Here is a 10,905-nt window from a genome sequence, read left to right as displayed (position 1 = left end):
GGCGCCGCCGTGCCCACCGCTGGTTCCTCCAGGCGCTTTTGACGATCAGCCTGTTCGCCATGCTGTTCACCGCTGTCGCCGAATGGCTGTTCTGGGATGAGTTCGGCGTACGCTTCAATTTCATCGCCGTCGACTACCTGGTCTATTCCGATGAGGTGCTGAACAACGTGTTGGAGTCGTACCCGATCGGCGTCCTGCTTTCGAGCCTCGCCGTGCTGGCCGCAGCGTTGAGCCTGGTCTTGCGCAAACCGTTCGTCGCTGCGCTGTCGGCCCCCTTGCCGCCCGTGCGCGCACGCTTGTTCAACGCACTGGGCCTGCTGGCGGTTGTCGGCCTGAGCCTGCAATTGCTCAGCCAGGACGCGCCACGCGCCCAAGGCGGCAATGCCTATCAGAACGAACTGGCGAGCAACGGCCCGTATCAGTTCTTCGCGGCCTTTCGCAACAACGAGCTGGACTACAGCCAGTTCTACAGCACCTTGGCTCCGGCTACCGTAGCCCAGCAGATACGTGACGAACTGAACGAACCCGAAGCGCACTTCGTGGGGGAAGACCCCCAGGATATCCGCCGAACGATCACCAACCCCGGCGTCGCCCGAAAAACAAACATCATATTGGTGACAATCGAAAGCCTCAGCGCCAAATACCTGGGTAGCAATGGCGATAAGCGCGACTTGACCCCCAACCTGGATGCCTTGCGCAAACAGAGCCTGTATTTCAACAATTTCTATGCCACAGGCACTCGTACCGACCGCGGCCTTGAAGCCATTACCCTGGCTATCCCGCCTACACCGGGACGTTCGATCGTCAAGCGCATCGGTCGGGAAAGCGGTTTCGCCAGCCTCGGCCAGCAGCTCAAGGCGGTCGGCTACGACAGCGTATTCGTCTATGGCGGACGTGGTTACTTCGATAACATGAACGCGTTCTTCAGCGGCAACGGCTATCGGGTCGTTGATCAAAGCAGCCTCGATGAATCGGAGATCCACTTCAAGAACGCCTGGGGCATGGCCGACGAGGACTTGTACAACCAGACGTTGAAACTGGCCGACACCAACTATGCCAAGCAACAGCCATTTTTGTTGCAACTGATGACTACCTCCAACCATCGTCCCTATACCTACCCGGACAATCGGATCGATATCAAATCCGGCAATGGCCGGGACGGCGCGGTGAAATACACCGACTACGCCATCGGCCAGTTCCTAGAGCAAGCGCGGCAAAAACCATGGTTCGCCGACACGATTTTCGTTTTCGTGGCCGATCACACCGCAGGTAACGCCGGCAAGGAAGATCTTCCAATCAGCAACTACCAGATCCCGTTGTTCATTTACGCTCCGGGGATGATCGAGCCGCGAGAAAGCAATCAACTTGCCAGCCAGATCGATCTCGCGCCAACCTTGCTGGGGCTGTTGAACATGACGTATCAATCAACATTTTTTGGTCGCAACCTGCTACGGGACAACCCGTTGCCGCCCCGTGTCGTCGTCGGCAATTACCAGCATCTGGGCCTGTTCGATGGCAAGGACCTGGCGATCCTCAGCCCGCGCCAGGGCCTGCGGCGCCACGACGATGCATTGTCCGAAAGCCGTGAGTCCCGGGCCACCCGCGAAGATCCTCTTGTCACCCGCGCCATTACGTATTACCAAACCGCCAGTTATGGCTTCAAACAACAGCTGCTTGGCTGGAAAGCACCCAAGGAGGGTGTCGAGCAAGTCAGCGAACGTTAACCGAACGGCCCCAGGCTGATGCCCTGGGGCGCTTTTCTTTGTTCAGGACCTGTCATGTCATCAAGCGTTCTACGCCCTGCCCCACGCCCACTGAACCTCTGGCTATTGCTCGGAGTTCCCATTTTGACGGCGCTCCTCCTGGTGTTGCTGGAGTGGACTGATCTGGACATGAAACTGGCCCAGCTGTTTTATGACCCTATCGCCGGCAACTTCATCGGGCGTCACAGTTACTTTCTGGAGAACGTCCTGCATGATCGAGCGAAACAAGTGGTTATCGCCTTTTCGGTGTTAGCCATTTTCGGATTCATCGGTACGTTTTTCATCGCCCGGCTCAAACCGTTCAAACGAGAACTGGGCTGCCTGGTACTGTCCTTGGCACTGGCCACGTCCTTCGTCACGCCGATGAAAGCCGTGACAGCGGTGCAATGCCCTTGGAGCCTGAAGGAGTTCGGCGGCAAGGAAACCTACAGCGAGCTGCTCAGCCCACGCCCGGCTACGGACAAACCCGGTCGATGCTGGCCCGGCGGTCATGCAGCCACCGGGTTCACATTGTTTGCGTTGTTCTTTGTCCTGCGTGACCGCCGTCCGCGCCTGGCCCGCCAGGCCCTGACCTTCGCCTTTACACTGGGCACGGTGTTTTCCCTGGGGCGGATGCTGCAAGGCGCCCATTTCTTTTCCCACAACGTGTGGACAGCGGTGTTCTGTTGGCTGATCTGCCTGGGGTGTTATTACTTCGTGCTGTACCGGCCGGCTGCCATGGCCGATCGCGTAGCGCTGAACCAACCCGCCAACGCCTGAGCATGGAGTAATCCTGTGGGAGCGAGCTTGCTCGCGATGGCGGTACATCAGTGCCAGATATAGAAACTGACACACCGCAATCGCGAGCAAGCTCGCTCCCACAGGTCTCCCAGGGAAAAATGACCTCCCGCGTCATGAATCCAAGGCAATAAAAAACCCCGCTTGCTTTCGCAGGCGGGGTTTTTCGCTACTGGGGTAAGGCTGGCTTACATCATGCCGCCCATGCCACCCATGCCGCCCATGTCTGGCATGCCGCCGCCAGCTGGAGCGTCTTCCTTGATTTCAGCGATCATCGCCTCGGTGGTGATCATCAGGCTGGCAATCGACGAAGCCGCTTGCAGAGCCGAACGAGTCACTTTGGCTGGGTCCAGGATACCCATTTCGATCATGTCGCCGTATTCGCCGGTGGCAGCGTTGTAACCGTAGTTACCCGAACCCTGCTTGACCTTGTCGACCACTACGCTTGGCTCGTCGCCGGAGTTGGCAACGATCTGGCGCAGAGGCGCTTCAACAGCGCGACGCAGCAGCTGGATGCCGACGTTCTGGTCGTCGTTGTCGCCTTTCAGCTCGCTGATGGCTTGCAGGGCACGAACCAGTGCCACGCCGCCGCCAGGCACCACGCCTTCTTCGACGGCTGCGCGGGTAGCGTGCAGGGCGTCTTCAACGCGGGCTTTCTTCTCTTTCATTTCAACTTCGGAACCGGCACCAACCTTGATCACCGCAACACCGCCGGACAGCTTGGCCAGGCGCTCTTGCAGTTTTTCACGGTCGTAGTCGGACGAGGTCTCGGCTACCTGGGCGCGGATCTGGGTCACACGAGCCTGGATATCGGCATCGTTGCCAGCGCCGTCGATCACGGTGGTGTTTTCCTTGGACAGGATCACGCGCTTGGCGTTACCCAGGTGCTCCAGGGTGGTGCTTTCCAGGCTCAGGCCGATCTCTTCGGAGATAACGGTACCGCCGGTCAGTACGGCGATGTCCTGCAGCATGGCCTTGCGACGGTCGCCGAAGCCTGGTGCCTTGACGGCTGCGACTTTGACGATGCCACGCATGTTGTTCACGACCAGGGTCGCCAGCGCTTCGCCTTCGACGTCTTCAGCCACGATCAGCAGTGGGCGACCGGCTTTGGCAACGGCTTCCAGCACTGGCAGCATTTCGCGGATGTTGGAGATCTTCTTGTCGACCAGCAGGATCAGCGGGCTGTCCAGCTCGGCAACCATGGTGTCTGGCTTGTTGACGAAGTATGGCGACAGGTAGCCACGGTCGAACTGCATGCCTTCTACAACCGACAGTTCGTTTTCCAGGCCCGAGCCTTCTTCAACGGTGATCACGCCTTCCTTGCCGACTTTTTCCATGGCTTCGGCAATGATGTCGCCGATGGAGTTGTCGGAGTTGGCCGAGATGGTACCGACCTGGGCAATTGCCTTGGAGTCAGCGCAAGGCTTGGCCAGACCTTTGAGTTCCTTGACGATGGCGATGGTCGCCTTGTCGATGCCGCGCTTGAGGTCCATCGGGTTCATGCCGGCAGCGACAGCTTTCAGGCCTTCGTTGACGATCGACTGGGCCAGTACGGTCGCGGTGGTGGTACCGTCACCAGCGTCATCGTTGGCACGGGAAGCAACGTCTTTGACCAGCTGCGCGCCCATGTTTTCGAAGCGATCTTTCAGCTCGATTTCCTTGGCTACGGAAACGCCGTCCTTGGTGATGGTCGGAGCGCCGAAGCTCTTCTCGATGATCACGTTACGGCCTTTCGGGCCCAGGGTCGCTTTTACTGCGTCAGCCAGGACGTTGACACCGGCGAGCATTTTCTTGCGGGCGGAATCGCCGAATTTAACTTCTTTAGCAGCCATGATCGATATTCCTTAAATACTTTGTAGTAGCGGGAAAATGAGCGGGGAAATCAGCCTTCGAGAACAGCGAGGATTTCGTTCTCGCTCATGACCAACAGGTCTTCGCCGTCGACTTTCACAGTGTTGCTGCCGGAGTAAGGGCCAAACACAACCTTGTCACCCACTTTCACGGCCGGCGCACGTACTTCACCGTTTTCCAGTGCCTTGCCTGGACCTACAGCGAGAACTTCACCGTGGTTGGCTTTTTCAGCAGCCGAACCTGGCAGGACGATACCGCCAGCGGTTTTCTTCTCTTCTTCGCTGCGACGGATGACGACGCGGTCATGCAGAGGACGAAGCTTCATTGTCGATCTCTCCTAATTTTGGTTTTCATCGGCCGGTGTAGTCCCGGCGGGTTTAACAAAAGCCGGCGGAGCCGGGGTGCGGTTCGTCAAGCGAACCGCGGAAGTCTGTCCAGTGTTGCCACCGGGAACCTTGCGGTGACCCATACATAAGGGCGTGCGAGGCGATTACAAGGGCAGGGGATGAAATTTTTTACTTCTGCGGTCAAAAACGATCACGGCACCCGAAGGTGCCGTGTCGCAAGATATTCACTTGGTATCGCGATGTTCGAATTCACCCTCGATCACGTTCGGCTCACGGCCTACGGACTCCCTGGGCGCTGGGCCGCCACGCGGCTGGAGGTCATCGGCGAAGGCACGCTGACGCATCGCCTGCTCTTCGGCGCGCTGGCGCATCTTGTTGGCCAGCAACCGGCGGGTAAACGGCAGCAGCAGCACCAGGCCCAGCACGTCGCTGATGAAACCTGGCAGGATCAACAGGCCGCCGCCAAGGGCCAGCATCAGGCCTTCGAGCATGGTCTGGGCAGGCAGCTCGCCACGGCTCAGGCTTTCACGGGCCCGCAGCGCCGTGGCGAGACCGGCGATGCGCAGCACGAACACGCCGAACATCGAGCCGAGAATGACCAGCAACAGCGCCGGGAAAAACCCGATCGCCCCGCTGACCTTGACGAATACGAACAGCTCCAACACCGGGAACAGCAGAAAGAGCAACAAAAAAGGGCGCATCAAAAGGTTCCTCAACGCAAGAATGCCTTGCTATGAAAACCTAGATGACGTCGCCCTTTCGTGAATTCAAGCGCCAACCTCGGCATTTTTTGGCCATTGCTCGGCGTGAGCCAGATAAACCAAGGCTTCGCGAACTTGTGTCGGGGTGTTGCAAGGGTTCGGAAACGCCAGCCAATGCAACCCCTGTCCGATCCGCAGGTGCATGCCTTCGCTGTCGATGCCGACCAATTGCGCCGGTTCTGTTTTCGGCAGCCCCGTCAGCGCCACGTAATGGGCGATCGCCTTGGCGTGATCGGCATTCATGTGCTCGATCATGCTGACCTCGGCCTTGCCGCCGAACGGATTGGCCAGGGTGATCAGGTCGATCCAGTGAATGGCGCCGAAACCGCCAATGTAGCGATGACGCACCGGATCGAGGACCCAGAAGTCGAAGTCGTGCGCTTTGTGGTAGTTCTGCGATTCAGGAAAATAGCGGTAGTAACGCTCGGCAGCAGCCTCGATGGCGACGCTGTCTTCGAGCCTGCGGGCCTCGGCCAGGTAAGTCAGGCGCCCCACCGCCTGCACGTCCTCGGCGCCCCGCTCGCCCACCAGCATCGAGCACTTGGGATCTTTCAGCAGGTTGTGGGTGTGCTGGGCGATGCGGCTGATCAGGATCAATGGCCGGCCCAGCTCGTCCAGGCAATACGGCACAACGGAGCCGAACGGAAAACCCGGCATCGACTTGGAATGGGTGGAGAGCATCCCCCGGTATTCCTTGAGCAGCAATTCTCGGGCATGCTTGGCAACGTCAACGCTCAATTTATGACTCCTTTGAAGAAATCCGTCTAGAAAACGGTCAGGCGACTGATGAATGTTTCAGTGCGCCGTCGGGGCAGTTCTCATGTGCAGCCGGGCTACACCGTCGCAGATCGAGAGGCCTCCATGAAGGAAATCCCTCCACCGTTCTGCCACCGGGGCATGCGAATGCAACTCACCGACAAAGTAATCATTATCACTGGCGGTTGCCAGGGCCTGGGCCGTTCCATGTCGGAGTATCTGGCTGGCCGGGGCGCAAAGCTCGCCCTGGTTGACCTCAATCAGGAAAAACTCGACCAGGCGGTCGCCGCGTGTGCCGCCAAGGGTGTCGAGGCCCGTTCCTATATGTGCAACGTGGCGAACGAGGAGCAGGTCAGCGACATGGTTGCCCGGGTGGCTGAAGATTTCGGCGCGATACATGGCCTGATCAACAACGCCGGCATCTTGCGCGATGGGCTGCTACTCAAGGTCAAGGACGGCGAAATGACCAAGATGAGCCTGGCCCAATGGCAAGCCGTGATCGACGTCAACCTCACCGGTGTATTCCTGTGCACCCGTGAAGTGGCGGCAAAAATGGTCGAGCTGAAGAACAGCGGCGCGATCATCAATATCTCGTCGATCTCCCGCGCGGGCAATATCGGCCAGACCAATTACTCCGCCGCCAAGGCTGGCGTCGCCGCCGCCACTGTGACCTGGGCCAAGGAACTGGCGCGCTACGGCATCCGCGTGGCAGGCATTGCACCCGGTTTCATCGAGACCGAAATGACCCTGGGCATGAAACCCGACGCCCTGGAAAGAATGACCTCGGCGATCCCGCTCAAGCGCATGGGCAAACCCGAGGAAATTGCCCATTCGGCTGCCTATATCTTCGAGAACGACTACTACACCGGTCGGATCCTGGAGATGGACGGTGGGATGCGGATCTAAGGGACTGCACACAATCAATGTGGGAGCGAGCTTGCTCGCGATGGCGCCGGGTCAACTTGAATCAATGTTGAATGTCAGGCCGCTATCGTCGGATCGCCGCCCGGAGCAAGCTCGCTCCCACAGGGGATTGTGTTTCAAAGTATCAATCGTCGCTGATGGTGATGTTCGGCATCGCCGGTGACGCGGCTTCCTGCAACACGATCCGCGCGCCGACGTGGCGGGCCAGTTCCTGGTAGACCATGGCGATCTGGCTGTCCGGCTCGGCGATGACGGTCGGCTTGCCGCCGTCGGCCTGTTCACGGATCACCATCGACAGCGGCAGCGAGGCCAACAGCTCGACGCCATACTGGGTCGCCAGTTTTTCCCCGCCACCTTCGCCGAACAGGTGCTCGGCGTGCCCGCAGTTCGAGCAGATGTGCACGGCCATGTTTTCCACCACGCCCAGCACCGGGATGTTCACCTTGCGGAACATCTCCACGCCCTTGCGCGCGTCCAACAAGGCCAGGTCCTGGGGCGTGGTGACAATCACCGCGCCGGCCACCGGGACTTTCTGCGCCAGGGTCAGCTGGATATCGCCGGTGCCCGGCGGCATGTCGATCACCAGGTAATCCAGGTCGCCCCAGGCTGTTTGCGTGACCAGTTGCAGCAACGCCCCGGACACCATCGGCCCGCGCCAGACCATCGGCGTGTTGTCGTCGGTCAGGAACGCCATGGACATGACTTCAACGCCGTGGGATTGCAGCGGCACGAACCATTTCTGATCCTTGATCTGCGGCCGGGTGCCCTCGGCAATACCAAACATGATGCCCTGGCTCGGCCCGTAGATGTCCGCGTCGAGAATCCCCACCTTTGCGCCTTCGCGGGCAAGCGCCAGCGCCAGGTTGGCGGCGGTGGTGGACTTGCCCACCCCGCCCTTGCCCGACGCCACCGCAATCACGTTCTTGACGTTCGCCAGCCCCGGCACCTGGGCCTGGGCCTTGTGCGCGGCGATCACGCTGTTGATCTCGACTTTGGCGGCGGCCACGCCGTCCAGGCCTTCGATCGCCATCTGCAGCATTTGCGCCCAACCGTTCTTGAACAGATCGGCGGCATAGCCGATTTCCAGCTGGACGCTGACGCGATCGCCCTGGATATCGATGGCGCGCACGCACCCGGCGCTGACCGGATCCTGGTTCAGGTAGGGGTCGGTGTACTGGCGAAGGACGGTTTCCACCGCTGCGCGATTGACGGCGCTCATGGGCAACTCCGATAGCAAGACTTGAAAACAGGCCGCTATCCTACGCCGCGCATGCTTTCGTGGCGACCCGATTAGGACCGTTAACGCTCCCGCTCCCCCTGTAGGCGCTGTGTAGAAGCTGCGTAGGAGCTGCGTAGGAGCTGCGTAGGAGCTGCCGAGTGCAACGAGGCTGCGATCTTTCCCCCTGCAACTGAGTCTCAAGCGAAAATAAAAGTCAAAAGATCGCAGGCTTCGCCAGCTCCTACAGACGCCTCGGCTTGGGCGAGTCCATCCAATTACAAGCCACGGTTTCGGCGGGAAACAGGTCGGCGGGGTGAAATATATTTCCCGGCGCTTTATAGTGGCCGACCTCCGTTTCATCAAGTAGCCGAGCCCCATGTCCGAGCCACGCAAGATCCTCGTCACCAGCGCCCTGCCCTATGCCAATGGTTCGATCCACCTTGGCCATATGCTGGAATACATCCAGACCGATATGTGGACGCGCTTCCAGAAACATCGCGGCAACCAATGTATTTATGTCTGCGCCGACGACGCCCACGGTTCGGCCATCATGCTGCGCGCGGAAAAGGAAGGCATTACCCCGGAACAACTGATCGCCAATGTCCAGGCTGAACACAGCGCCGACTTTGCCGAGTTCCTGGTGGATTTCGACAACTTCCACTCCACTCACGCCGAAGAAAACCGTGAGTTGTCGAGCCAGATCTACCTGAAGCTGCGTGATGCCGGGCATATCTCCACCCGTTCGGTCACCCAATATTTCGACCCGGAAAAGAAGATGTTCCTGGCCGACCGCTTCATCAAGGGCACCTGCCCGAAATGCGGCACTGAAGACCAGTACGGCGACAACTGCGAAAAATGCGGCGCCACCTACGCACCGACTGACTTGAAAGACCCGAAGTCGGCGATTTCCGGTGCCACCCCGGTGCTCAGGGACTCCCAGCACTTTTTCTTCAAGCTGCCTGACTTCCAGCAGATGCTGCAGACCTGGACCCGCAGTGGCACGCTGCAGGACGCAGTCGCCAACAAACTCGCCGAGTGGCTCGATTCCGGCCTGCAAGAGTGGGACATTTCCCGCGATGCGCCTTACTTCGGCTTCGAAATCCCCGGCGAACCCGGCAAGTATTTCTACGTGTGGCTGGACGCGCCGATCGGCTACATGGCGAGCTTCAAGAACCTTTGCGACCGTACCCCGGAGCTGGACTTCGATGCGTTCTGGGCCAAGGATTCGACGGCCGAGGTCTACCACTTCATCGGCAAGGACATCGTCAACTTCCACGCGCTGTTCTGGCCGGCCATGCTCGAAGGCGCCGGCTTCCGCAAGCCGACCGGCATCAACGTCCACGGCTACCTGACCGTCAACGGCCAGAAGATGTCCAAGTCCCGCGGCACCTTCATCAAGGCACGCACCTACCTGGATCACCTGTCCCCGGAATACCTGCGCTACTACTACGCGGCCAAGCTCGGCCGTGGCGTCGACGACCTGGACCTGAACCTCGAGGACTTCGTGCAGAAGGTCAATTCCGACCTGGTGGGCAAGGTCGTCAACATTGCCAGCCGTTGCGCCGGGTTCATCCACAAGGGCAACGCCGGCGTCCTGGTCGCCGGTAATGCCGCGCCGGAACTGACCGACGCCTTCCTGGCCGCCGCGCCAAGCATCGCCGACGCTTACGAGAACCGCGACTTTGCCCGCGCCATGCGCGAGATCATGGCCCTGGCCGACCGTGCCAATGCCTGGATCGCCGACAAGGCGCCGTGGTCACTGGCCAAGCAGGAAGGCAAGCAGGACGAAGTGCAGGCCATCTGTGCCCTGGGCATCAACCTGTTCCGCCAACTGGTGATTTTCCTCAAGCCGGTGCTGCCGTTGCTGGCCGCCGACGCCGAGGCGTTCCTCAATGTTGCACCGTTGACCTGGAACGATCACCAGACCCTGCTGAGCAACCATCAGCTGAACGAGTTCAAGCCGTTGATGACCCGCATCGACGCCACCAAGGTCCAAGCCATGATCGATGCCTCCAAGGAAGACCTGGCCGCCAGCCAGACCGACACCGGCGGCCCGAGCGGCAACGGTGAGTTGGCCAAGGACCCGCTGTCGCCGGAAATCGACTTCGATGCTTTCGCCGCGGTCGACCTGCGCGTGGCACTGATCGTCAAGGCCGAGGCCGTCGAAGGCGCTGACAAGCTGTTGCGCCTGACCCTGGACATTGGCGATGAGCAGCGCAACGTGTTCTCCGGCATCAAGAGCGCCTACCCTGATCCGGCCAAACTTGAAGGTCGGTTGACGATGATGATCGCCAACCTCAAGCCGCGCAAAATGCGCTTTGGTATCTCCGAGGGCATGGTGATGGCGGCAGGTCCCGGCGGTGAGGAAATCTACCTGCTGAGCCCCGACAGCGGCGCCAAGCCGGGCCAGCGGATCAAGTAAACCGATCGCGCACGGCACCGATCCCACAGTCGCCTCCCAGCGACTGTGGGATTTTCATATCTGGCCCACCGTCACGGCGTGCCGG

General features: G+C 60.0%; 9 protein-coding genes. 4 read left to right on the top strand and 5 right to left on the bottom strand.

Annotated features, from left to right (window positions below; translation table 11 throughout):
• Both OC610_RS02680 and OC610_RS02675 read left to right on the top strand, forming a co-directional pair.
• The coding region (locus OC610_RS02680) for an LTA synthase family protein (protein WP_264426372.1) at positions 1-1,724 on the top strand (1,724 nt) is incomplete at its 5' end.
• A gap of 54 nt (positions 1,725-1,778) precedes the next feature.
• The gene (locus OC610_RS02675) at positions 1,779-2,522 is read left to right on the top strand and encodes a phosphatase PAP2 family protein (protein ID WP_264426371.1); all 744 of its coding nucleotides are present in this window, start codon (positions 1,779-1,781) and stop codon (positions 2,520-2,522) included.
• 206 nt (positions 2,523-2,728) lie between these two features.
• Here the strand turns inward: OC610_RS02675 and groL are convergent, their stop codons facing one another.
• The 4 genes from groL to OC610_RS02655 form a co-directional block, all read right to left on the bottom strand.
• Positions 2,729-4,372 (bottom strand): chaperonin GroEL, encoded by a 1,644-nt coding sequence (gene groL, locus OC610_RS02670; RefSeq protein WP_030142514.1) that lies wholly within the window; start codon positions 4,370-4,372, stop codon positions 2,729-2,731.
• Between the two features lie 50 nt (positions 4,373-4,422).
• Positions 4,423-4,716, bottom strand: a complete 294-nt coding sequence (locus OC610_RS02665; RefSeq protein ID WP_039591772.1) for a co-chaperone GroES — start codon at positions 4,714-4,716, stop codon at positions 4,423-4,425.
• Positions 4,717-4,962: 246 nt separating this feature from the next.
• Positions 4,963-5,439 (bottom strand): FxsA family protein, encoded by a 477-nt coding sequence (locus OC610_RS02660; RefSeq protein WP_264426370.1) that lies wholly within the window; start codon positions 5,437-5,439, stop codon positions 4,963-4,965.
• A 66-nt stretch (positions 5,440-5,505) separates the two neighbouring features.
• Positions 5,506-6,237 (bottom strand): HugZ family pyridoxamine 5'-phosphate oxidase, encoded by a 732-nt coding sequence (locus OC610_RS02655; protein WP_264426369.1) that lies wholly within the window; start codon positions 6,235-6,237, stop codon positions 5,506-5,508.
• A gap of 165 nt (positions 6,238-6,402) precedes the next feature.
• On the opposite strand from OC610_RS02655, the gene OC610_RS02650 reads away from it, so the two are divergent.
• Positions 6,403-7,161: an SDR family oxidoreductase gene (locus OC610_RS02650; protein ID WP_264426373.1), complete on the top strand. Its 759-nt coding sequence runs from the start codon at positions 6,403-6,405 to the stop codon at positions 7,159-7,161.
• Between the two features lie 142 nt (positions 7,162-7,303).
• Here OC610_RS02650 and apbC read toward each other — a convergent pair whose 3' ends face one another.
• Positions 7,304-8,398: an iron-sulfur cluster carrier protein ApbC gene (gene apbC, locus OC610_RS02645; RefSeq protein WP_264426368.1), complete on the bottom strand. Its 1,095-nt coding sequence runs from the start codon at positions 8,396-8,398 to the stop codon at positions 7,304-7,306.
• Positions 8,399-8,774: 376 nt separating this feature from the next.
• Between apbC and metG the strand changes: the two genes are divergently transcribed.
• A complete protein-coding gene (gene metG / locus OC610_RS02640; protein WP_264426367.1) occupies positions 8,775-10,820 on the top strand; it encodes a methionine--tRNA ligase in 2,046 nt (681 codons plus the stop codon).
• Positions 10,821-10,905: the final 85 nt, after the last annotated feature.

The organism is Pseudomonas agronomica, from assembly GCF_025917275.1.
Lineage (GTDB): Bacteria > Pseudomonadota > Gammaproteobacteria > Pseudomonadales > Pseudomonadaceae > Aquipseudomonas > Aquipseudomonas agronomica.
This window is presented reverse-complemented; position numbering and strand designations above follow the sequence as displayed.

What these genes read in the sequence shown, in the direction of transcription:
- groL (WP_030142514.1), bottom strand. Translation starts at nt 4,372, where the DNA reads ATGGCTGCTAAAGAAGTTAAATTCGGCGATTCCGCCCGCAAGAAAATG.
- OC610_RS02675 (WP_264426371.1), top strand. Translation starts at nt 1,779, where the DNA reads ATGTCATCAAGCGTTCTACGCCCTGCCCCACGCCCACTGAACCTCTGG.
- apbC (WP_264426368.1), bottom strand. Translation starts at nt 8,398, where the DNA reads ATGAGCGCCGTCAATCGCGCAGCGGTGGAAACCGTCCTTCGCCAGTAC.
- OC610_RS02665 (WP_039591772.1), bottom strand. Translation starts at nt 4,716, where the DNA reads ATGAAGCTTCGTCCTCTGCATGACCGCGTCGTCATCCGTCGCAGCGAA.
- OC610_RS02650 (WP_264426373.1), top strand. Translation starts at nt 6,403, where the DNA reads ATGCAACTCACCGACAAAGTAATCATTATCACTGGCGGTTGCCAGGGC.
- metG (WP_264426367.1), top strand. Translation starts at nt 8,775, where the DNA reads ATGTCCGAGCCACGCAAGATCCTCGTCACCAGCGCCCTGCCCTATGCC.
- OC610_RS02660 (WP_264426370.1), bottom strand. Translation starts at nt 5,439, where the DNA reads ATGCGCCCTTTTTTGTTGCTCTTTCTGCTGTTCCCGGTGTTGGAGCTG.